This is a genomic window from Chryseobacterium sp. JJR-5R, assembly GCF_034047335.1.
GTDB lineage: Bacteria > Bacteroidota > Bacteroidia > Flavobacteriales > Weeksellaceae > Chryseobacterium.
In genome coordinates, this window is the sequence record NZ_CP139137.1 from 410083 (window position 1) to 432400 (window position 22318).

The 22318-nt window shown below is 38.7% G+C and carries 20 protein-coding genes; 11 read left to right on the forward strand and 9 right to left on the reverse strand.

Translation table 11 applies throughout. The features are described from left to right. Window positions 1-37 precede the first annotated feature (37 nt). The gene (locus tag SD427_RS01905; protein WP_320559638.1) at window positions 38-1222 is read right to left on the reverse strand and encodes a LuxR C-terminal-related transcriptional regulator; all 1185 of its coding nucleotides are present in this window, start codon (window positions 1220-1222) and stop codon (window positions 38-40) included. Window positions 1223-1667: 445 nt separating this feature from the next. Between SD427_RS01905 and SD427_RS01910 the strand changes: the two genes are divergently transcribed. Genes SD427_RS01910 through SD427_RS01920 form a run of 3 tightly spaced genes read left to right on the forward strand, consistent with a single transcriptional unit; the run spans window position 1668 to window position 4705 of the window. Further along, a complete protein-coding gene (locus tag SD427_RS01910; protein ID WP_320559639.1) occupies window positions 1668-3851 on the forward strand; it encodes a hypothetical protein in 2184 nt (727 codons plus the stop codon). A 52-nt stretch (window positions 3852-3903) separates the two neighbouring features. Then, window positions 3904-4365, forward strand: coding sequence for a transposase (locus SD427_RS01915; RefSeq protein WP_320559640.1), 462 nt, complete (start codon window positions 3904-3906; stop codon window positions 4363-4365). Next, on the forward strand, window positions 4319-4705 hold the full coding sequence (locus tag SD427_RS01920) for a helix-turn-helix domain-containing protein (protein WP_320559641.1): 387 nt from the start codon (window positions 4319-4321) through the stop codon (window positions 4703-4705). The genes SD427_RS01915 and SD427_RS01920 overlap by 47 nt, the downstream gene beginning before the upstream one ends. A 200-nt stretch (window positions 4706-4905) precedes the next feature. Here SD427_RS01920 and SD427_RS01925 read toward each other — a convergent pair whose 3' ends face one another. The 5 genes from SD427_RS01925 to SD427_RS01945 all read right to left on the reverse strand — a co-directional run bounded on the left by SD427_RS01925 (window position 4906) and on the right by SD427_RS01945 (window position 9701). Further along, window positions 4906-5679: a TrmH family RNA methyltransferase gene (locus SD427_RS01925; RefSeq protein WP_320559642.1), complete on the reverse strand. Its 774-nt coding sequence runs from the start codon at window positions 5677-5679 to the stop codon at window positions 4906-4908. A gap of 100 nt (window positions 5680-5779) precedes the next feature. Then, window positions 5780-7288 (reverse strand): DNA recombination protein RmuC, encoded by a 1509-nt coding sequence (gene rmuC, locus SD427_RS01930; RefSeq protein ID WP_414017699.1) that lies wholly within the window; start codon window positions 7286-7288, stop codon window positions 5780-5782. A gap of 275 nt (window positions 7289-7563) precedes the next feature. Continuing rightward, window positions 7564-7806, reverse strand: a complete 243-nt coding sequence (locus SD427_RS01935; protein ID WP_320559644.1) for a hypothetical protein — start codon at window positions 7804-7806, stop codon at window positions 7564-7566. A 154-nt stretch (window positions 7807-7960) separates the two neighbouring features. Beyond that, entirely contained in the window at window positions 7961-9139 is a 1179-nt protein-coding gene (gene pncB / locus SD427_RS01940; RefSeq protein WP_320559645.1) for a nicotinate phosphoribosyltransferase, read from the reverse strand. 85 nt (window positions 9140-9224) lie between these two features. Further along, window positions 9225-9701: a Dps family protein gene (locus tag SD427_RS01945; protein WP_320559646.1), complete on the reverse strand. Its 477-nt coding sequence runs from the start codon at window positions 9699-9701 to the stop codon at window positions 9225-9227. A gap of 102 nt (window positions 9702-9803) precedes the next feature. Between SD427_RS01945 and SD427_RS01950 the strand changes: the two genes are divergently transcribed. The 8 genes from SD427_RS01950 to SD427_RS01985 all read left to right on the forward strand — a co-directional run bounded on the left by SD427_RS01950 (window position 9804) and on the right by SD427_RS01985 (window position 17888). Then, window positions 9804-11393, forward strand: coding sequence for a hypothetical protein (locus SD427_RS01950; RefSeq protein WP_320559647.1), 1590 nt, complete (start codon window positions 9804-9806; stop codon window positions 11391-11393). Window positions 11394-11500: 107 nt separating this feature from the next. Then, window positions 11501-11914, forward strand: a complete 414-nt coding sequence (gene rpsL / locus SD427_RS01955; protein WP_027381287.1) for a 30S ribosomal protein S12 — start codon at window positions 11501-11503, stop codon at window positions 11912-11914. Window positions 11915-11937: 23 nt separating this feature from the next. Further along, window positions 11938-12414, forward strand: coding sequence for a 30S ribosomal protein S7 (rpsG, locus tag SD427_RS01960; protein ID WP_055987532.1), 477 nt, complete (start codon window positions 11938-11940; stop codon window positions 12412-12414). Window positions 12415-12420: 6 nt separating this feature from the next. Next, window positions 12421-14538 carry an elongation factor G gene (fusA, locus tag SD427_RS01965; protein ID WP_320559648.1) on the forward strand — a complete coding sequence of 706 codons (2118 nt, stop codon included), beginning with the start codon at window positions 12421-12423 and terminating at the stop codon, window positions 14536-14538. 17 nt (window positions 14539-14555) lie between these two features. After that, a complete protein-coding gene (rpsJ, locus tag SD427_RS01970) occupies window positions 14556-14861 on the forward strand; it encodes a 30S ribosomal protein S10 (RefSeq protein ID WP_002661363.1) in 306 nt (101 codons plus the stop codon). Between the two features lie 378 nt (window positions 14862-15239). Further along, window positions 15240-15932 (forward strand): hypothetical protein, encoded by a 693-nt coding sequence (locus SD427_RS01975; protein ID WP_320559649.1) that lies wholly within the window; start codon window positions 15240-15242, stop codon window positions 15930-15932. Between the two features lie 24 nt (window positions 15933-15956). Further along, window positions 15957-17129: an aspartyl protease family protein gene (locus tag SD427_RS01980; RefSeq protein ID WP_320559650.1), complete on the forward strand. Its 1173-nt coding sequence runs from the start codon at window positions 15957-15959 to the stop codon at window positions 17127-17129. A gap of 264 nt (window positions 17130-17393) precedes the next feature. After that, window positions 17394-17888, forward strand: coding sequence for a low affinity iron permease family protein (locus SD427_RS01985; protein WP_320559651.1), 495 nt, complete (start codon window positions 17394-17396; stop codon window positions 17886-17888). 22 nt (window positions 17889-17910) lie between these two features. Here SD427_RS01985 and SD427_RS01990 read toward each other — a convergent pair whose 3' ends face one another. From SD427_RS01990 to SD427_RS02000, 3 genes are all read right to left on the reverse strand, one after another. After that, window positions 17911-20619, reverse strand: a complete 2709-nt coding sequence (locus SD427_RS01990) for a hypothetical protein (RefSeq protein ID WP_320559652.1) — start codon at window positions 20617-20619, stop codon at window positions 17911-17913. Between the two features lie 63 nt (window positions 20620-20682). Further along, complete coding sequence (locus SD427_RS01995) at window positions 20683-21666, reverse strand: hypothetical protein (RefSeq protein WP_320559653.1); 984 nt, start codon at window positions 21664-21666, stop codon at window positions 20683-20685. Then, the gene (locus SD427_RS02000; protein WP_320559654.1) at window positions 21666-22079 is read right to left on the reverse strand and encodes a hypothetical protein; all 414 of its coding nucleotides are present in this window, start codon (window positions 22077-22079) and stop codon (window positions 21666-21668) included. Before SD427_RS02000 ends, SD427_RS01995 begins: the two co-directional genes overlap by 1 nt. Between the last annotated feature and the right edge of the window lie 239 nt (window positions 22080-22318).

A 22318-nucleotide genomic window follows, 5' to 3' on the forward strand; every position in this document is an offset into this window, starting at 1 on the left:
TAAATGAATATTTAATTCTATGGATAGGTTATCCTGTTCAGCTCAGATTGTTTGGGCTGATAAAGATTTTAAAGAGGTCTTTCCTGTTTTTAATCTGCAGTATTTCAAAGATATTGGTAAAGTGATATTTTATTGTGGCTTCACTTACACATAATTTTTCTGCAATTTCCCTATTGGTAAGACCTTGCAATGCCAGGCCAACAATATCTTTTTGTTTTTTATTCAGAGATCTGAGCCTTGATTCAATCTCCTTGTGCGGGGAATCCGTGTTATATACCGTATGTTCCGAGCTGATCCTGATCTTTGAAATCAGGTCCTCATATTGCCGGGCTTTTTTCCGGGCTTTTCTTCTCAGGATTATGAAAAGAATACAACTGCACAAGACCATAATAATACTGAAAAACAGGTATATCTTTTTTTCCATTATTTGTTCTGTGTTTTCTTTGTACATATAATCCTGGTTTGAAGCATGCATCATAGACAATCTCTGTTCCTGTCTATCAATCAGCTTAAGAGAATCGAGAAGCTTGGTATAGTAGAAAAATCGGTCCTTGTTATTGCTTTCCCTATACACCTTGGAAAGTTCTTCAGTAGCATAAATTTTATATTTGAGAATTTTACATTTTTGAGAAAGGTATATGCATTTTTCATAGATTTCTTGTGCTTTGTCCGTACTTTTCATAGCGGCATACAGCTGTATCTGCTTTACCATTACTGCCGGCTGGTTACAGGAAGAATATCTTTTCAGAATATCAAGGCTTTCATTAAAGCATTCTTCAGCATACCGGTAATTTTTGGCAAGAAATTTAATATAACCGTCCTGCATGATCATGTATGCTCTACTCTCATTGCTGAGATACTTGTATCCTCCGTTTCTAAGGCGGATAATTATTTTTTCTGATGCAGCATAATCATTATTATCGAATGTAGAAAAAGCCAGTTCAGCATCCAATGCGGTTTTTAAAGAATCATGAACGGTATTGACATCAGCAAAATGTCGGGCATTTTTCAGGTAATAGATCGCTGAAGAATAGTCATTGATACTCCTGAATGTATTTGCAAGCAGCAGATTGAGCTTTACTGATTCTTCATCTGAAATATCACCGGCCAGCATCATTGTAATTTTCTCATGGGATTCCTTTTGCCTGCCTAAACGGTTTAGCCTGATTACCTCTTTTTCTAAAGATAATATATCATGATTCTGAGCATTGCATAACAGCATTAGTAGAAGTAATAAAAATGTATATCGATACATATTGAGGATAATTTGCAAAAGTAATAATATATTATAATATTTATGTTAAAAAATATTAAATCATTATTGATTATTTCGATATAGCTAATTTATTTAACTTTATTTCATTTGAAGGTGATTTTATGCAGGAGTGTATAAATCACTGTACTGGCAATACTGCTAAATCTGAACCTAAAATTCAAAATTAAAATAAGTCTAATTTAACGGTTATAATAATATGTATTTAGTATGCTGTTAATCAATGATATATGGTGTATCTATACTGTAGTCTAGTTTAGGGTTTACAAAGATTTTAGACTTTAGAATAATGCATCATCGCATTCAATATGCCAGTTTTGCAGTCATAAATGTAAAGACAATGAATTCACAGGTAGGTATATGAATTTTCATTGCTTTAATAAAAATGAATATTATGAAAAAAGGTTTAGGGTCTGTTTTTTTATTGGCAGGCGTATTTTATGGGTCCGCACAGGTTGGCATCAATAATTCTGCCCCTGCGGCTACATTGGATGTTACCGCTAAAACTTCTGACGGAAGCCGTGCGGAAGGTATGATCCCTCCGAGGATTCCAGGGGATGCCCTAAGGGCGGCCAATATCAATAATATATACGGATCAGCTCAGAACGGAGCTATTGTATATGTGACTGCCGGCGCAAGTGCTGCTAATCAAATCGGGCAGACAGCCAATATGTCTTCATCCGGTTATTATTATTTTGATTCCACAGCAAATGTATGGCAGAAGATAGGCGGCGGCTCAGGCGGCGGAACATCCTATTCATCTGGAGAAGGGATTTCAATCGCGGGGAATGTTATTTCAGCCAATGCCGCTACAGCAGGTGCTAATGGGATTATGAGGCTTGCAGGCGATCTTACGGGAAGCGCAGCAGCCCCTGTGATAGGTACAGGGAAAATCAACAGCAGTAAAATTGAAGATTTGTCCATTCAGGCTGGTGATCTCGCAGACAATTCAGTGACCGCGTCAAAAATCCAGGGAAGTACGACTAATGGTCAGGTTTTGACCACTAATGCATCCGGAGTAACAGGTTGGGCGACCCCTTCTACCGGAATTACATCTGAAGTGGATGGCATTATTGGAAATGAAGTGACTAATGCTACGGCAAACGGAGGTTTGCTGCGTATAGGCGCAGGTACAGCAGCCAGTCCTTATACTTTAGGTCTGACCACCGGCAGCACTGCAGGCCAGGTAATGAAATGGAACGGTAGCTCCTGGGCTCCCGGGACAGACAATGATACCACTTTGTCATATACAGGTTCAACCTCAGTTACCCTGAGCGGAAACTCTTTTGAAAGAGCAGCTTTGACAGGGGATGTGACGGCTTCCGCTAATACCAATGCGACCACTATTGCCACAAGTGCTGTAACCTCAGCGAAAATATTAGACGGAACCATTGCAACCGCAGATCTTGCCAACAATGCCGTAAGTATTGCCAAACTTCCTTCCGGAGCAAGCAGTACCACATTTTTGAGAGGTGACGGAAGCTGGGCTTCGGCAGGCGATAACTTTGGGAACCATGTGGCGACTGCTGATATTGAAATGGATGGAAAAAACATTTATTTTAAAGGAAATACCGGAACAATAGATACCAATCATGGGGTAGGCTATAATACCACTGCTGATGGTCCCAGAATGTTTGGGAACAATGGAGGTTATTTAGGAACCGTAAATGGAATAAATGCCATCAGATGGTACGGTACCGGAAATGTTGACATCAGCGGGCAGATCAAAATTGCAGGCGGAAGCCCGGGGAGCGGGAAGGTATTAACATCAGATGCCAGCGGTACGGCATCGTGGCAGACGCTTTCTTCTACAGGAGATAATTTAGGGAACCATGTTGCCACTACAGATATTAAGCTGGATGGTAAAAATATATACTTCAAAGGCAATGCAACAAATTCAGATGCCAATCACGGGGTAGGATATAATGCTACTGCAGACGGACCCAGGCTGTTCGGAAATGGAGGCGGTTATTTGGGAACCTCAACCAATACCAATGCATTGCGATGGTACAGCAACGGGAATATTGACATCAGCGGACAGATTAAAATATCCGGCGGAAATCCTGGAAATGGTAAAATTTTAACTTCCGATGCCAATGGTACGGCAAGCTGGATAACGAGTAACAGTGCTACCAAAACAACGGCGGTGGGAAGCCTTCCGGGTACGGGACCGGATATTTCTGACGTAAACTGGAAACGGATCAATAGCGCAGCAATCACCCTGGGACCCGGCAAATGGCTTGTGCATATAGGATCCACGGCAAAGGGAGGGAACAATGTAGTTACCGTGGACGGACAGAACAGATATATTGCCGCGTTATCTACAAGTGATACCTCATTTAATCAGGTGTTTTCTTCAGGAGGAACAGGATATTGGGTCGCAGGTGACCAGGGAAGAGGATCAGCAAGAGCCGTAATAACGGGAACCATCGCAGTTGAAAATACCAATTCAGGAAATGTAACCTATTATTTATGGGGGAAATTGGAAAGATGGGGAACCGATACAGGACTGAACTGGGTAAATGCTTTCGGATCAGACTATCTGGAAAGATGGTTCTATGCAACCCCGGTTAACTAAACTTCTGATTAAATCAGCAATAATTTAAACACAATGTACATGATATATACCTATGGACTTTAAAAACATTCACATAGGCAAAGTAATTGAAGAAAAAGTTGCAGAGCGCGGGATTGACGTATCCCGGATCTGCAGCTTTCTCAAAACAGATGAACGGGAAGTGGAAGCAATGTTTCAGGCACATTCAATCAACACTTACCTTCTGCTCCGATGGAGCAAGCTGCTGGAGTATGATTTTTTCAGGCTCTATACTCAACATCTTATTCTGTATTCGCCTCAATCCGGTATTCAGCGCAGTCCGGAAAGTAAAATGGCGACGGGACTTCCCGTTTTCAGAAAGAATATTTACACCCGTGAGATCATAGAATTTATATTGCATCTTATGTATTCAGGAGCTAAAACAAAACAGGAAATTATAGAGCAGTATAAAATTCCTAAGACTACATTATACAAATGGATCAGTAAAAATGAAAAAGACAGCCTACAACCGGCAGAAGCGCGTAGACCTTCGTAAAGAAAGTCAGTTGCCGGATTATAAAAGAATTTATCAGGATATGATTTTTATGCAGTATCCCGATAAATCTGAGTTATGCAGTTTTATCCTGAATAAGGAGAAACTGAATCCGCTGGATATTATCAGGCTCAATAATCTCATCACAGGCATTCCCGGTAACGAAAAGTCATCAGAAAACCAAAAGTTAAAATCTTATGACGAAGAGACTATTTTCAAAATGCTTATGTTTCAGAAAGAACATAACCTGAGCAACCTAAGGCTTGCTGAGCATTTCAGGGTAAGCCGTAATTCTATAGCGAAATGGAAAAAATATTTTTTACCAACAGCTGATCATGAGTAACAGAACTGTTGTAACGATAAGTTCCGTTTACTTATGAAGCCAACCTTTATTTCACTGAATTTATATTGATTATGAAAGCTGCATAACCCTCATGCAGCTATCCAGAATGGCCGGGATTGTTCCCGGCCATTTTGTATGAATTGAATATGCTGAAGCACATGCATCTTTATACAGGCTTTGTTTTTCCAATTGAAACAGGATTATATTTTATTTTTTTTCTGCCTCAGTGCCTCATAACAGGTAATAGCCACTGCATTGCTCAGATTCAGGGAATCAATGCTTCCTGCCATAGGAATAAGGGTGTTTCTGCCTTTCCCTATCCAGAATTCACTCAGTCCTGAATGTTCCGTTCCGAATAAAACCGCGGATCTTTGGTTAAAATCCCTTTTGGAGACATCTTCTGCCGTTTCATCCATTATCGTTGTATAAATATTGAAGCTGTTGCTCTGAAGGTACTCAAACGTCTGCTGATTATCGGACTGAAAGACCTGCATGCCGAACAGGCAACCTACACTGGACCTGATCACATTCGGATTGTAAAAGTCTGTTTTTCCGTCTGAAACAATAAGCGCATCAATTCCGAATGCCTCACAGCTTCTCAAAATAGCACCCAGGTTTCCGGGTTTTTCTACGCCTTCAACCACAATTACCGTAGCATCTTCTCCGGGAGTAAATGAAGAAAGATCGGCTTCCTTTGCTTTATAAATTCCGATAATGCCTTCCGAACTTCCCCTGTAAGCCGTTTTTTCATATACTTTGTCGCTTATAAGGTGAACTTTTCCTTCCGGCAGGTTTTCCTGATAGATCTTTTCGCAGATGAAAAATTCCACAGCCTCAAAACCAAATTTCTGTGCCCGTTCATTTTCCTGCCGTCCTTCTGCTGCAAAAACACCTGATTTTTTACGGAACCTGTTGTCGGTAAGGAGCCGGGTAAGGTATTTTATTTTTTCGTTCTGAAAGCTTTCTATTAACATTCCGCAAAATTATGTAAAATTATTTTTAAGAGCATCTGAATTGAATTTTAAGCAAAGAAAATCCCGGCTATCGGTCGGGATTGTGTGGCTAAGCATATTTTTATTCATCGGTAAGATCAGCAGAGATCCGGGAATGCTCAATCAGGCTTTGCGGAAGTTCTTTTTTATTCTTTATGCCCAATGACTTCAGTTTCTGGGTCTGGGTAATAAGATTGTCATTTCCTGTTGAGAGCTGTTTGTACGCTTCATTATAAACGTTTTTGGCCTGATCCAGGTTTCGGCCTACTTTCTCCAGATTATCAACAAAACCTACGAATTTATCATACAGTTTTGCGCCTCTTTCCGCAATTTCCATGGAATTCCTGTTCTGGTATTCACGTTTCCATAGATCGGCAATCAATTTCAATGAGGTGATCAGGTTGCTTGGGTTGAGCAGCAGTATCCTTTTATCATATGCGAAATTCCAGAGATTCTGGTCTGCCTGCATTGCCGCAATATAGGCAGGCTCACTCGGGATAAACATCATGACAAAATCCAGGGATTTCCCGTAATCGTCATATGCTTTCTGGCTCAGCTGGCTGATGTGGTTTTTAACGGAAGATAAGTGCTGATTTAATTTTATCAAATAAACATCCTGATCGGTTTCATCAACGAGTTCGGTAAAAGCAGTTAGTGAAACCTTGGAGTCAATGATCACATTCCTTTCATCCGGATATTTTATAACAGCATCAGGCCGCATTTTTTTACCTGAAAATTCTGAGAAAAGGGCTTTGTTGTCTTCATCACGAAGCTCGTGTTCGAGAAAATATTCCCTTCCTTTTACCAGTCCGGATTTTTCCAGGATACTTTCCAGAATCATCTCGCCCCAGTTTCCCTGGGTTTTGCTTTCGCCTTTCAGGGCCCGGGTGAGTTTTTTGGCATCTTCCGAAATCTGCTGGTTCAGCTCCGCGAGCTCCCTTACTTTTTCAGCCAGTGAAAAACGTTCTTTATTTTCCTTTTCATAGGCTTCGTTTACCCGGTTTTTCAGGTCGGTGATCTTTTCCTGGAACGGGTCAAGGATATTTTTTAAGTTATTCTGATTCAGTGCGGTGAACTTTTCTGTTTTTTCTTCCAGGATTTTGTTGGCCAGGTTTTCAAACTGCATCTTTGATTCTTCCTGGATCTTGCTGATTTCCGATTTTTGCGTCTCCAGGGATTTTTGCAGGCTTTGGTTAACAGCGGTAAGCTCAGCGTTTTTGGCAAACATATGCTGCTTTTCCGTCAACAGGCTTTCAATCTGTGCAGAAAGTCCGGAGTTAAGGTGCTTCTGTTCCAGAAACTGGGTGTTCAACGAAGCATATTCCGCAGAGGTTTTGGCAAACTCGTTTTTAAGATCATTCAGAAGATCCGACTGTTGCAAACTAAGTTCTTTTTCTTTAGTAATATTTTGGGACAGTTCCTGAATTTTCTGACGGGAATTTTCCGTATCCGAACTGTTTCTGATGTACAGGTTGTTCAGCTCATCATAAACACTTCTTGAAACCGTTGATGATTTCAGCGCAAAATACAGAATAACCGCACCGAGAATTCCTCCTGTTATACATCCGATTATTAAATATGTCATCTCCATCTTTCAAAATTACAAAAAGAATAATTGATTTGTTTTACGGGAAACCGTAGAATTTATTTTGCCGGAATTGCTGCCATTTTTTATGAGGCTTATGATCAATAATTCCCACAGGGTACGGGCTGTTGTTTTTTTCATAAGGAATTGATTTCAAAATGGATGGTGGGTTTCGGGTATTGTTTTTTTGATTTTAGTTAAATGTAATGAATCATCTGTAAAAAAAAGTGAGCCTGAAAAGAAAGGCTCACTGATAAATATGGATTACAGATATGTTATTATTACGGAGCCTGGACTGGCCCTGCAATTCCAACAGGAGGGCAGGATCCGGCGTTCATAACACATTTTCCGCCCAGGCAGCTGTAATTGGTCATTGAAGAGGTTCCGTCCGGACACATAATTAAAGCTTCGCCGTAACGGCTGCATTCTATGTTCGAGTAGCATTCCAAAGCGGGATAAAGGTCTCCTCCTGTAATGTCTTTTAACGCCTGTCTTGAAAGTTTTGTTAAATTGATTTTTTTCATAGTATCTATTTTTGATGATTAATAATGTTTTGTTACATGCTCACATTTAATTTTGCGAGTTGCATAAATTGGTCATCTAAAAATACTAAAAATAAATCACTGCCGTGTTATAAATTTTAATGGGAGCATTTTGGCTTCCTGATTATTATTCTGGCTAATCTTTTATCCTTAAAAATTCTTTTGCCAGCTCAATCATTTTCGGGTCTCCGGTATATTTTCCGTGTTCATCGGAAAGTTTTACGGTTGGGATCCATTCTTTGTTCGGAGCCTGTACCCCGATCAGTTTCATGACAATGTTCATCGGTTTTAAACCGACATCATTGGTAAGGTTGGTCCCTATTCCGAATGAGATGCCTATTTTTCCTCTGCAGTAGTTGGTAATTTCTTCTACTTTTTCAAGATTCAAAGCATCTGAAAAAATGATGTATTTAAACAAAGGATTGATCCCGTGCTTTTGATAATGGGCAATGGTTTTATCGGCAAATTCAAGCGGATCCCCGCTGTCATGGCGTACCCCGTCGAAAAGCTTCGCGAATTTTTTGTCAAACTGCCGGAAAAAGACATCGGTGGTATAGGTATCGGAAAGTGCCACGCCCAGATCGCCTCTGTATACATCAACCCAGTGTTCCAAGGCCAGTTCGTTGGCCATTTTGAAACCGTATTCCGCAGCATGGAACATAAACCATTCATGGGCATGCGTGCCGATAGGCTTTACCCCGTATTTCATTGCAAAATAGACATTGGAGCTTCCGATGAATGCAGAGCCTTCTTTCTGCGTCAGTGCTTCCATGACAAGGTTCTGAACTTTATAGGAGTGCCTCCTCCGGGTTCCGAATTCGGCGAATGTAACCCCGAGCTTCGCCAGTGATTCGGCTTTTTCAAGCGTCTTATGCATGACTACCTCGTTGGAATCACGTTCCATATGGTTCATTTCATAATGAAGTTCGCTGATTAGAGATAACAAAGGGACTTCCCAGAGTATCGTTCTGTACCAAAGCCCTTCAACTACTACGGAAAGTTCGGTTCCTTCCTGGCGGATATTCACTTCAGAAGGGTCATAACGATAGCCTTCAAGAAAATCAAGATAGGGAAGGTCGATATACGGGCATGTCCTTGCCATGAATTTTTTTTCATCCTTCGTCAGGGCAAGTTCAGCTATTTTGTTTACTGCTTCTCTCAATGCAGCATCGAAACCTTCGGGAAACTGGTGCTTTCCCCTGTTGATGAATTCGTACTTTACGATAGAGGCCGGGAATAACTTTACCACGGCATTCTGCATGGTAATTTTGTAAAAGTCGTTATCTAAAATTGAGTTCAGTCGTACTTCCTGCATTATTGTGTATTTTTTACGCAAATATAGTTATTAAAAAATAAAATCACCTAAATGTAAGGTGATTTTTTATGCTGTCGTAATTTATTTACTTTCCAAGATAAGAATTATACATCCAGACTTCTTTCTCCTGTTCTGTAATGTAGTCGCTCATCTGGGAGTTTGTTCCTTCGTCTCCTGCGGTATCTGTAATATCCAGCAGTTCTCTCTGTAAATCGATAACTACTTTGAAAGAGTTCAGAATAATTTCAACACTTTTTGTACCGTCGCTTACTTCCTGGCTTTCCTGAATGGTGGCAACTTTTAAATAATCAGAGTAGTTATGGGCCGGAGTTGCTCCTAATGTCAGGATCCTTTCAGCAATCTCATCGATTTTCAGTACCAGGCTATTGTAAAGTTCTTCAAATTTCGGGTGTAATGTAAAAAACTGGTCTCCTTTGATGTTCCAGTGTGAACCTCTCGTATTCTGATAAAAAACAGAATAATTGGCTAAAAGGACATTCAGTTTTTCAGCAATGTTCTGGCAGTCGGCCTCCTGCAGGCCTATAATGTTGGCATTTTTCATATAGTTTACTTTTAGACTACAAATTCAGTAAATATCATGCCGAAACTGTATTTTCCTGATTGATGATACTTATCTTTGGAATTTCTATAATAGATTTAAGGTATGGGTACTTCTTCCGGTATTTTTCTAAAAAGTTTTCTGCTGGCACTAATTATATTTTCTGCGGTCTGCGCCAGGTATTATTTTTCTGCTGCTGCTAAAACAGACGGTCACTATATCTATCTCATCGATGATGCTTATATCCATCTTGCCATGGCAAAGAATTTTGCGCTGTACGAAGTATGGGGAGTAACCAGATATGAATTTTCTTCTACATCATCTTCCCCGCTGTTTACATATCTGCTAAGTGTGCTTCTTAAGTTTTTTGGAAATATAGATCTCATTCCTCTGTATTTCAATATGTTTTTAGGATTTGGACTCGTGTATATTCTGGTTCGGTATTTTTCGCAGGTTTTTCAGAAGGTGAGCAGTATGGTAGCGGCTGTTGTCTTTACCCTGTTTTTTTCAGTAATGCATTTGCAGCTTTTATCGGGTATGGAGCATGTCCTTCATGTCTTTTTGTTTACAGTGAATGTTTTCTGTCTCTCGAATCTTAAAAGCCGAACCAATGTTTCCGGATTTTATATTTCCTTGCTTCTGATGGGGATGGTACGCTTTGAGAGTATGTTCTATTTTGTAATTCTGGCCGCGGTTTTTATGGGAATTAAAAAATGGGGAGAGGCGTTGGCGGTTCTCCTCACCGGATTTATCCCGATTGCCGTTTTCTGTTATTTCAATGAGCAGCATACCGGATATCTTTTCCCGAATTCGGTAGTGGTAAAGGGGACGCAGATCAGTTTCAATTCAGATTTTTTCCATCAGCTCAAAATCATTGTTATAAATAACCTTCTATTCAATATAAGTTTTTATAAAGTCGGGTTTTTCCCCGTTCTGATGTCTTTGGTTTTTATGGTAAGGGATTTTAAGAACAGGAATTTTTCAGAAGTGATAACCCGTAATCTTCTTATTATCGTGCTTTCCTTGTTAATGTTCTGCCATGCCATGTTTGCAGATCTGAAAGGGTTGTTTCGGTATGAAGCCTACCTTATGGCGGGTTTTTCAATGGCTCTAATTCCGAAAGTAAAAGGCTTTTTAGAAGATTTTAAAAATTATATCAGATACGAAAGATTAATTTCCGGTTTAATATTCATCAACATCCTTCTCCTGGCCTACAAGCTTTTTTTCGCTCATCTGATGCTGGATAACGGGGGCAAAAACATTTATGAACAGCAGATCCAGTCGGCAAAATTCCTTAATACCTATTATAACCGTTCAAAAGTGGTGGCCAATGATATTGGAGCCATTACCTATTATACAGACATTCATTTATTGGATATTGCCGGCCTGGGATCGAAAGAAACCATTCTGTTTAATCAGAATAAAAAGAAGGCAGATAAATATTTTAAACAATTCCTCAGCCGGTACACGATCGACAATTCATATGACATAGCCGTGATCTATGACCCATGGCTGGAAGGGCAGATTCCGTCCAACTGGAAAAAAGCGGCGGTGTTAAAGATCACCAACCCGGTAACCGTAGCCAGAGAAGAGGTTTCTGTTTATTCGGTAAATCAACGTAATCTCAGGCTGCTTAAAGAAAATATCAGAAAATTTAACTGGAACAAAAATGTTAAGGTTACAATGGTGGATTAGCGTAAGTGCTTGTGGATTAATTTTTAATAAAAAGGATTATTTCTCCATAACTGCTTGTGGATTGAAAAAATATTATTATTTTTGCACCCTAAAATAAAAGCAATTAAATGCCTACTATTCAACAATTAGTAAGAAAAGGAAGAGCCACGCTTGCCAAGAAGAGCAAATCGGCTGCCCTTGATTCATGTCCACAAAGACGAGGAGTATGTACGAGAGTATATACTACCACTCCTAAGAAACCTAACTCTGCACTTAGAAAAGTTGCAAGGGTAAGACTTTCTAACGGGAAAGAAGTCAACGCCTACATCCCGGGCGAAGGACATAATCTTCAGGAGCACTCGATAGTATTGGTGAGAGGCGGAAGGGTGAAAGACCTACCGGGAGTACGTTACCACATCGTAAGAGGTGCTTTAGACACAGCAGGTGTGAATGGAAGAACACAGAGAAGATCGAAGTACGGAGCTAAGAGACCAAAACCAGGTCAGGCACCAGCTGCACCGGCAAAAGGAAAGAAAAAATAATCATTAAATAAGGTACAGAAACAATGAGAAAGACAAAAGCGAAAAAAAGACCGTTGTTACCAGATCCAAAATTTAATGATCAATTGGTAACTAGATTTGTAAATAACCTGATGCTTGACGGTAAGAAGTCAATTGCATTCAAAATTTTCTATGATGCTTTGGAGATCGTAGAAACTAAAAAAGGAGAAACTGAAAAAACAGCCCTTGAAATCTGGAAAGATGCATTAACCAACGTTATGCCTCACGTAGAAGTACGTTCCAGAAGAGTAGGTGGAGCCAACTTCCAGATCCCGATGCCAATCAGAGCTGATAGAAAGATTTCTATGGCAATGAAATGGTTAATCCTTTACTCTAAAAAGAGAAATGATAAGTCAATGGCTTTGAAACTGGCTAACGAAGTGGTAGCTGCTTCAAGAGAAGAAGGTGCTGCTTACAAGAAAAAATCGGATACTCACAAAATGGCGGAAGCTAACAAGGCTTTCTCACACTTTAAATTCTAATTAGAAATGAGTAGAGATCTTAAATTTACAAGAAATATCGGTATTGCCGCGCATATTGATGCCGGTAAAACCACCACTACGGAAAGAATCTTATTCTATACGGGTGTAAACCATAAAATTGGTGAGGTTCACGATGGTGCTTCTACTATGGACTGGATGGAGCAGGAAGCGGAAAGAGGTATTACCATTACTTCTGCTGCAACTACCTGTTCTTGGAACTTCCCAACAGACCAGGGTAAAAAATTACCTGAAACTCAACCTTACCACTTCAACATCATCGATACCCCGGGACACGTTGACTTCACCGTAGAAGTAAACAGATCTTTGAGAGTATTGGATGGATTGGTATTCCTTTTCTCTGCAGTAGACGGTGTAGAGCCTCAGTCTGAAACAAACTGGAGACTGGCAGACAACTACAAAGTGGCAAGAATGGGATTCGTAAACAAAATGGACCGTCAAGGTGCTGACTTCCTTAACGTGGTAAACCAGGTTAAGACCATGTTAGGATCAAATGCAGTTCCAATCGTTTTACCAATCGGTGCTGAAGAGGATTTCAAAGGTGTAGTAGACTTAATTAAAAACAGAGCAATCGTTTGGGACGAAGCAGGACAGGGAGCTACTTTCGAAGTAGTGCCGATTCCTGAAGACATGAAGGCTGAAGTTCTGGAATACAGAGAGAAATTAGTTGAAGCAGTTGCTGATTATGATGATACTTTGATGGAGAAATTCTTCGAAGATCCGGATTCTATTTCAGAAGACGAAATCAACGAAGCGCTTAGAAAAGCAACCATCGATTTATCTATTATCCCAATGACTTGTGGTTCTTCATTCAAGAATAAAGGAGTACAGTTTATGTTGGATGCAGTATGTAAATATTTGCCTTCACCATTGGATAAAGAAGATATCAAGGGTACAGACCCAAGAACAGATCTTGATATTACAAGAAAACCATCTGTAGACGAGCCTTTCGCAGCTTTGGCATTTAAGATTGCTACCGATCCTTTCGTAGGAAGACTGGCATTCTTCAGAGCATACTCTGGAAGACTGGATGCAGGTTCTTATATCTTGAACACCCGTTCAGGAGATAAAGAAAGAATCTCCAGAATCTATCAGATGCACGCTAACAAGCAAAATCCTGTAGAATATATTGAAGCAGGAGATATCGGTGCAGCGGTAGGTTTCAAATCTATCAAAACCGGTGATACCATGTGTGACGAGAAACACCCGATCGTTTTAGAATCGATGGTTTTCCCGGATCCGGTAATTGGTATTGCTGTAGAACCTAAAACCAAAGCTGACCAGGATAAAATGGGTAATGCTTTGGCTAAATTAGCTGAAGAAGATCCTACGTTCCAGGTTAAAACTGACGAAGCTTCCGGACAGACGATTATTTCAGGAATGGGTGAGCTTCACCTTGACATTCTTGTAGACCGTATGAGAAGAGAATTCAAAGTTGAAGTTAACCAGGGACAGCCTCAGGTAGAATACAAAGAAAACTTAACAAAAGTTGCCCAGCACAGAGAAGTTTATAAAAAACAATCTGGTGGTAAAGGTAAATTTGCTGATATCGTATTTGAACTGGGACCTGCTGAAGAAGGTAAAATCGGTTTGGAATTCGTCAATGAGATCAAAGGGGGTAACGTTCCTAGGGAATTTGTTCCTTCCATTGAAAAAGGCTTTAAAGCGGCAATGAAAAACGGTCCTTTGGCTGGTTTTGAAGTTGAAGGGATTAAAGTGATTCTTAAAGACGGATCTTTCCACGCAGTGGATTCTGATGCTCTTTCTTTCGAAATGGCTGCAAAATTAGGATTCAAAGAAGCGGGACGTGCTGCAAAGCCGGTAATTATGGAGCCTATTATGAAACTGGAGGTTGTAACTCCGGAAGAATATATGGGTAACATCATTGGTGACCTTAACAAGAGAAGAGGTACGATCAGCGGACAGGAAGAAAAGAACGGTGCCGTTGTCATCAAAGGTTCAGTTCCACTTTCCGAAATGTTCGGATATGTAACAACGCTGAGAACACTTTCATCAGGAAGAGCTACTTCTTCCATGGAATTGGAAAAGTATGCACAGACTCCTCAAAACGTTGCTGAAGATATTATTGCTAAAGCAAAAGGTTAATTTTTAAAGTACAAGAAATGTCACAAAGAATCAGAATAAAACTAAAATCTTACGATTATAACTTGGTAGACAAGTCTGCTGAGAAAATCGTAAAAACGGTAAAGGCTACAGGTGCTGTTGTAAACGGACCTATTCCATTGCCAACCAACAAGAGAATCTTTACAGTACTAAGATCTCCGCACGTTAACAAGAAAGCCAGAGAGCAGTTCCAGTTATCAGCTCACAAGAGACTGATGGATATCTATTCTTCTTCTTCCAAAACGGTGGATGCTCTGATGAAGTTAGAACTTCCTTCAGGTGTAGACGTTGAAATTAAAGTGTGATAACGAGCACTTAAGCCGTGATTATATAAAATCCGTTCCTTTAAAAAGGAGCGGATTTTTTGTTTGAAAGGTGAGTCAAGGCTTTTAAAGGTAAATTTTACAGCATGTAATAAATGGCGGAATAAAGAATATTGATTGTAAAAACAGAATAATTCACTTTTTATTTACTTAAAATTAACAGCTGTTTTTTACTTTTAACGGGCTATAATTAATTAACGGGCTGGAAATGAGGTTTTAAAAGGATTATTTAATAAGGTGAATTATCAAGGTATTGTGATTTAACATAATAAAATTAATGGAAAAATTTTAAAATTTTATTTGTGTGGTTTTAACTTTAATTATACTTTTGAGATACCAAACAAATAAAATTTAATAACCATGAAAAAATTTAGACTGACACATCTGTTGTCTCTTATCGTATTGTTGCTAATGGGAATATCAACATTATCCTGTAGTAATGAAATTTCTAATGATGCAGATTCTTCTGCTCCGCTACATTCGCAGGCAGGCATTGCATCCCGTGATGATGCCGAAATAGATACAGCATTTGCTGTTGAAAGTACAAAAGCCGCAGCCATAAATTTCACAAAAGAGATAAAAGCCTTTTACAGCCCTGGCATGTCGTACTCTGATCTCAAAAACGAATTGGATCCTGTTGGACATTTAAGCAGTATAACGCCTGCAGGTGATGCTTTGCTTCATGAGGCATATGGCAATATTGTTGAGAATGTACATGAAGAAGATATGAATGGGCTTAAAATGACTGAAGCCCTGCACTATATTTTGAAAATACATGTGGATGCAGGCATTGTAAAACTGGAAGATGTAGATTTTGAAAAGGGGTCTAGGAAATTATTTGGTTTAGGTGAAAGTTATGAAACAACAGCAAGAGCGGGTGGATGTAAATGGTACCAAGTAGGATGTCTTTTAAGTGCCTTTTGGAATTGGCTTGCTGCCGACGCAAACGGAGCAGAGCCTGGTACTACAACCAATGGTTCAATTTTAGCAACTGTAATGGGAATTGTTACTGGCATAGGTACAATCATAGGTATGCTAGCAGGTGGAAATTAATTAAGAGCATAAATATAAAAATCTATGAATAAGTCAATTTGTGTATTTTTTTTGTTTATCTTAAATTTTAACTTCTCACAAACAATAAACGATCAGGAACATTTGTTTAATGGTGAAATAAAATTAGAAAAAACGGTAGAAACAATTTCTGCTTTAGGAGATACGGATAATGGCTTATTCATTGAAATTAATATAAATGATAAAAATTATAAATTCCTAATCGACACGGGGGCTTCTGTCTCTGTACTTAATGATCAAATTTTTAAAAATATAGATAATCCTGGAAAAAAAATAAAAATAAAGGATCTTTTGGGAAATGAAGAGGAAAAAGATTTGTTTTATCTGGATTTTAAAATAGGAGAAAGCCAATGGTCGAATTTTGCGTTTGTGAAATTTGATTTTTCTAAATTTTCAAAAAATGAATGTTTAAAATATGACGGAATCATTGGAGCCAACATACTTAAAAAGCTAAACTGGAAATTTGTAAAAGCTGAAAATAAATTGTTTTTTTCTAAAGAGCCTTTTACTTATGAAAGTTTTAATAAACCTGTTTTGGTACAATGGGCTGGAAATATACCGATTGTTGAGCTAAAAGTTAATGATCATAAATTTTTAGCACTTCTTGATACAGGACATTTTGGTGGTATTATATTCCCGGATTATAGTTATATAAAAGAATTTGGTTTTGGTGTGTTTTATAATTTAACAAAAGGTAAAGGAGATCCTATATCAACCATTGCCGGAAAACAAAAATTATCCTTAAAAAAAGCACAAATTGAAAATCTTGGTTTAGATAATTATAATTTTAGTGGATACGAAGTAACTGTCGCAGAAATGAAATTATCGAATATAGGAAACAAAATAATTTTAGAAAACGGATTTATATTTAATTTTTTAAATAGCGAAATTGCGTTTGGAATTAGTGAACAAAAATCAAAATATGCTATTTTACCAAAAATCAAAATATGTAAATCAGAAACCAATAAAAATCAAATTGAACTTTGTTTTTTTTGGAAAGAATCTGACAATAAGAATCTTAAATTAGGAGATCAGATAATTCAAATTGATTCTATAGATACTACAAATTTAAATGATACTCAATATTGTTCTTTATTAGATTATTTAAGTCATAAGAATTTCTCTAAAAAAGTAACCTTTAAAAGAGGGAGCAAAAAGTTCGATTATATTTTAAACTGAAATAGATCTATCAGATACGATTAAATCACAACTTCCTTCAGGAATTGAGGTAGAAATTAAAATGTGATAATTGAGCCTTTTGCTTACACTTAAATAAATCCCTTTCCGAAAGAAGAGGGATTTATTTTTGAAGTTATGAATCTAACAGAAAGGGTGGTTATCATCACAGTACTTTTCATAGTGCTGAACAATTAAATAACTTTATTCAGATACCATATTTACTGCAAAAATTTTTATCCTTAACTTTATGCTAAAATCAATATAATGTCAGGTTCAGATAAAAATGTGTTTGAAAAGTTTTCAAATTGGGCAACGAAATTTACGGGAAGTTCTTACGCGTTTATAGGAGCCACCCTTATTGTAATCATTTGGGCGGTTTCAGGGCCGGTTTTCAAGTATTCGGAAACCTGGCAGCTGGTCATTAATACAGGGACAACAATTATCACCTTCCTGATGGTTTTCCTGATTCAGAAGGCTCAGAATAAAGATTCTAAAGCAATTCAGATTAAACTGAATGAGCTTATTGCAGCCAACGAAAAAGCAAGCAACAGAATGGTAGATATTGAAGACCTTACGGAGAAAGAACTCGACCAGATCCATTGCTACTACGAAAAGCTGGCTGACTTTGCCGAAGAGGATGAAGACATCCACGCTTCACATTCCATTGACGCGGCACAGCGAAACCAGGATCATAAAGATGAACTTTTCAGGAAAAAACACGAAGAGTGGCTGCAGATACAAAAAAAGGAATCAAAATGATTCCTTTTTTTATTTAACAATTTTACTTCATAAAATACCCGAAGTAAGAACAGCTTCCCATCAGGTTTTTTGCGGTTTCCGTATCGGCATACCGGGATTTTAACATGGCAAAATAGGTTCTGTATTTCTGGTTTTTAATCTGATTGAGCTGTTGCTGATAAGCATCGCTCTTCTCGCTCCACTTAGGATCAGAATAATCGGTTTTAGAAGGATTTTTTGCTTCATACTGATAATATTTCCCCTGTTCTGCACTGGCCATCTGAAAAAGGATCCTTGCTTTATGTTCCTTGTCAGGAGAAAGAGCCAGTGCCTTTTTATAATAGCTGATGGCCAAATCAAAGTTATCAGGTTCTGTATAGGAACGGTCCAGGAAGTTTTTATAATAATACGGGTTAGGATTTCGTTTGTCTGTTCCCTGAAAATCATATTTCCCTCCGTTCGTATTGTCAAGATCCATAACAAACAATTGACGGTAATATCCTAATATTGATGTATTGTACAGGAGATTTCCAATGAGCTGGTTGGCTTTTGCCGCTTTTTCATCATTTCCGCTGCCTGTCTTTTTAAGCTGGAGAAGTGCATCTGAAAGTTCAAATTTACTCATTACAGGCCTGATGAAAGGAAAAGCTGAATAATCTTCTTTCTCCATAGTTTCTGCGGGGCTGCTTTGGTAACTTTCCCATACATTATGCCCGAAAACAAGATCAGGAATGTTTTTGAACCCATTATAAGCCGTCGCCGTATATTGAAGCGGTGCCAGTTTTTTCTGGTCGTAGTCCCATTCCGATCTAGGAATGCCGGAGAAATTCTGAGCTTTTGCATAATACGAACGGGCTTTCTCAAAATCTGCCTGCCTCATGGCACGGTCGCCGTAGAGTACAGCAAAGAATGCATCGATATTCCCTACGTCATCAAGGTTTTTAGCGATAATCTGCTGTTCGAACTGCGTTTTATCCGGTTTCCTGTAAAATGCTTCCACGCTTTTTACCAAGGCAGAATTCGGGTTGTACTGAAGGTCCGAAAGCTTGTTGTTCATCAAAAAAGATTTCCCGTCTTCTCCCTGCAGGAAATACCGGTTCGCAAGCACATCTTTCAGAAAATCTTTGGTGGAAGGAACTTCACCGTAATAATCGCCATTTTCATTTTCAATACTGTCTTTTTTCACTTCCGGTTGGTCTGTAAAATAATCTGCGTAATCTTTCATCAGATGATCTTCGTATGCTGCATCAATTTTCGGGCGGGATACGATATCATTCAGAACTTTCATCCTTTTGATCTCTTCCAGATATTCCGGATTTGTGGTTTCGATATCATTTAAGACTTCAGTGCTGCCTTCATAATCTTTTTTCAGGAATTTCAGGTAGGCATCGGCAATCTGCCAGTACTCGTCTTTAGATTTGCCTTTAGCCTTGTCAGTAAATTTCTCAAGGTCATTCAGGAAGTCATTGGTTTGTTCATCATAGTAATAATTGTTCTTAGTGAAAACAGGGATCCTGTTCGGGTTGTCCAGCAGCTCGTCTTCACTCTGGTCAGCTTTGTTGCCGTCAGTATTTTTATTTTTTGAGCCTCTGAAAAGGTTCCTGAAGAACCTTATAATCTTCTGCCAGAAAGAAAGTTCCTCTTTTTTTACTTCTGATGTTTCTGCTTTTGCCTGATCCGCATTTGAATTGTTAGTGGATTTCGAAACCTGAATTGTTGAATTTTCATCATTACTGTAATAATAAATCGGAAGATAGCTTCTCTCCAGTTCATTGATGCTTCTTATAGCCATTACTTTCAGGATCTCGGAATCAGGATTGATAGCATACATTTTCTCCATGATCGGGATCGGATTGTTAAAATCCTCATAGCCTAAAAGGAAGTAAGCTATGTTTTTTTCATCATCCGTTCCGGCCCGTTTCAGAATATTATTGAATGATGCCGTATCTGAAAGCTTCATAGAGACAAAAGCAGATTCTTTACGGCTTCTGCTGTCTTTGAAAACCTGGAAAAAATTCCAGTTGGCATCGCTGTTCATTCCCAATCCTCTCTGCGCTCCTGCGAGCTGGTCAAGAGCCATGATATAAGGTGCTCCTTTTAACCTGATCGGTTCAACGTATGTTTTGAAAGCTTTCAATGCTGCATCATAATTTCTGGTGTAATGATTGAACCGTACCAGCTGGTAGCCGTACCGCTGTTTGATTTCAGGGTTTTGGGCAGTCCGGTACAAAGAAGTCAGGGCTGAAATGGTTTTATTATAATCCAGGCTGGTTGCATTTTTATCATTCTGAGTTTCGTTATAATAGAATGAATCTGCGTTTTCAACAAAATTAATCCTCATGTAAGGCTCAAGGTATTTTGCCTCGATCAGATAGTCAATAGCTTCATGGTACTTCTGGTAAAAACCGGGCCCGGCCTTGGTAAGCAACGGGTTTGTAGGGTTGCCTTTCTTTAAGGCATTAAGATCATTCAGGCTTATTTTGTTTATGAGATAATCTGTTTCTGCATAAGTGAACCGGTTTCCGAAAAACCGTTTCCATGAATCTGTGTTTTCATCGGGAATCTGTGAAGGCCTGAAATCCGTATAAAATCTCGTTGAATAGCTGTGTAAGAAAGGGAGGTAAGATTTATCCTTAATAATGCTTTGCGTAAACAGGTTAAAATATTCATAGTCCGGATCAGACCAGGCGCAGGCATTTGATTCTGTATAAAAAAGGGCAATAACAGCCAGTGAAAGTAAGTGCTTTTTCATATTGATGTGAAGTGTTTTTATTGATGATGCTTGGGAGGCCATAATATCGGCAAGGATCAAAATTTAAAAATTAAAATTTTGCCCCGTAACAAATTTACGGTCTAGCTGATAATAAACGATATTAAAAGAGGGTATTTTTTCCTCCAGGAAATGAACGGCATCCTGAAGCTGCTTGTCAGAGATTTCTTCAATTTTAATCCTGAATCCTTTATTCAGATAATTTCCGAAATAAAATCCGTCCTTCTGGATTTCAATTTCCGTTTCAGAGATTTTTTTGAAATTTATATGGTCCAGGTCCTTCTCGGAAAGGCCGTTGATTAATCTGTGCTTTCCGAGATAGTTGGTAACAATCCCCCATGAATAAACAGGAAGGGCTACTTCAATGTGCTTAATCGGATATTCATCAAGGTCAGCCAAATAACTTTTCAGTGTGTTTACCTCAAGAATTGAATTTTTACCGGTGTTTTCCAAAGGTGAAGAAGTAGAGTAGCACATCAGGTATACTTTTTCTACAGGCGGAACGCCGGTCTGCTTTTTATCCTTTACCTGATGGAGGTGCAGGGTACAGGTGATTTCTTTTCCTGATATGGCTCGCAGTTCTTTAAGAAAACTGAAATAATCAGCACGCGTTCCTTCTGTCCAGTCACAGTCGATCTGGATTTCCTTACGGGTCTTCATGCCATACTGCAAAACTTTTTTCTGAATAAGGGTATAGACACTTTTTGCAAGGAACCTGATTTCATTTTTACTGATGTAAAGAAATGTACGGTTCATGATGAAAACAACAGGAACGATTTGTTTTCCGGGAATGAAGGTGCTGTCTTTTGTGATGGTGCCTACAGGCTGAAATTTCCCGTCAATTTTGTCGATGTCAAAAAACCGTGTGTAAATATAGGGAACGGATGCCCCGTCCAATGCCTTTTTTTCTGCTTCATCTAAAGAGAGCTTGGTTTTCCAGTAATAAAATGTATACGGATGAGTTTCTTTCTTTGTGCAGGATACCAAAACTAAAAAGAGGAAAAGCAATAGGAGTTTGGTGGCTTTCATTAACGGTACAGCTTGCCTTCGCAATTGCAATTCATCTCTGCCATTTCGGAAACCGGGCAGCAGTCATCTGATTTTTTAGTATTCCCTTTTGCATCGGTAAGATAAATTTTCTCTTTATCAAATTTTACATAAAAGGTTTCATTATAGGTTTTGAAATGCACCTTCATCACTTTCGGGCTATATTTTCCGGCATTGATGATCTCTTTGGTTTCCGTACCGTCTGCCTGGTTGACCTGAACAAAACCAAAATACACATCGCCATTGGTTTTTACATCGAGATAATAAGCCGGAGTTCCGGAGCCGCTGGCCCCCTGTTCAATAACGAAATCTCTTTTTCCGGTAAACGGAGCTTTTGATTGGGCAAATGAAAGAATGCTTATGCATAACAAAAGAATGGGAAGTACCTTTTTCATAAGAATAGAATATTTAAAATTAAGAATACCGTATCAAAAATTACACCGTAAACCACCGATGAAAATCGTTAAACAATTAAAGTTTTTAGATCATGTTTAAAATTAAATAATCATAAAAAAATTATGAGTAGGGCACGGTTGGCCGGCAATCTTGTATTCAAAACCGGCAAAAATCAATATCAGAAATTACAGGCTAAGATTCCGGTTATGTAAAAATGAAGTTGTGGCTGTATTTTTTA

Excerpts from the sequence above, each read along its gene's own strand:
- SD427_RS01950 (WP_320559647.1), top strand. The coding sequence starts at position 9,804 with ATGGGTACTTCTTCCGGTATTTTTCTAAAAAGTTTTCTGCTGGCACTA.
- SD427_RS01995 (WP_320559653.1), bottom strand. The coding sequence starts at position 21,666 with ATGAAAGCCACCAAACTCCTATTGCTTTTCCTCTTTTTAGTTTTGGTA.
- rpsJ (WP_002661363.1), top strand. The coding sequence starts at position 14,556 with ATGTCACAAAGAATCAGAATAAAACTAAAATCTTACGATTATAACTTG.
- SD427_RS01905 (WP_320559638.1), bottom strand. The coding sequence starts at position 1,222 with ATGCTGTTATGCAATGCTCAGAATCATGATATATTATCTTTAGAAAAA.
- SD427_RS01920 (WP_320559641.1), top strand. The coding sequence starts at position 4,319 with ATGAAAAAGACAGCCTACAACCGGCAGAAGCGCGTAGACCTTCGTAAA.
- rpsL (WP_027381287.1), top strand. The coding sequence starts at position 11,501 with ATGCCTACTATTCAACAATTAGTAAGAAAAGGAAGAGCCACGCTTGCC.
- SD427_RS01925 (WP_320559642.1), bottom strand. The coding sequence starts at position 5,679 with ATGTTAATAGAAAGCTTTCAGAACGAAAAAATAAAATACCTTACCCGG.
- rmuC (WP_414017699.1), bottom strand. The coding sequence starts at position 7,288 with ATGGAGATGACATATTTAATAATCGGATGTATAACAGGAGGAATTCTC.
- SD427_RS01935 (WP_320559644.1), bottom strand. The coding sequence starts at position 7,806 with ATGAAAAAAATCAATTTAACAAAACTTTCAAGACAGGCGTTAAAAGAC.
- SD427_RS01915 (WP_320559640.1), top strand. The coding sequence starts at position 3,904 with ATGGACTTTAAAAACATTCACATAGGCAAAGTAATTGAAGAAAAAGTT.
- pncB (WP_320559645.1), bottom strand. The coding sequence starts at position 9,139 with ATGCAGGAAGTACGACTGAACTCAATTTTAGATAACGACTTTTACAAA.
- rpsG (WP_055987532.1), top strand. The coding sequence starts at position 11,938 with ATGAGAAAGACAAAAGCGAAAAAAAGACCGTTGTTACCAGATCCAAAA.
- fusA (WP_320559648.1), top strand. The coding sequence starts at position 12,421 with ATGAGTAGAGATCTTAAATTTACAAGAAATATCGGTATTGCCGCGCAT.
- SD427_RS01985 (WP_320559651.1), top strand. The coding sequence starts at position 17,394 with ATGTCAGGTTCAGATAAAAATGTGTTTGAAAAGTTTTCAAATTGGGCA.
- SD427_RS01990 (WP_320559652.1), bottom strand. The coding sequence starts at position 20,619 with ATGAAAAAGCACTTACTTTCACTGGCTGTTATTGCCCTTTTTTATACA.
- SD427_RS01980 (WP_320559650.1), top strand. The coding sequence starts at position 15,957 with ATGAATAAGTCAATTTGTGTATTTTTTTTGTTTATCTTAAATTTTAAC.
- SD427_RS02000 (WP_320559654.1), bottom strand. The coding sequence starts at position 22,079 with ATGAAAAAGGTACTTCCCATTCTTTTGTTATGCATAAGCATTCTTTCA.
- SD427_RS01975 (WP_320559649.1), top strand. The coding sequence starts at position 15,240 with ATGAAAAAATTTAGACTGACACATCTGTTGTCTCTTATCGTATTGTTG.
- SD427_RS01945 (WP_320559646.1), bottom strand. The coding sequence starts at position 9,701 with ATGAAAAATGCCAACATTATAGGCCTGCAGGAGGCCGACTGCCAGAAC.
- SD427_RS01910 (WP_320559639.1), top strand. The coding sequence starts at position 1,668 with ATGAAAAAAGGTTTAGGGTCTGTTTTTTTATTGGCAGGCGTATTTTAT.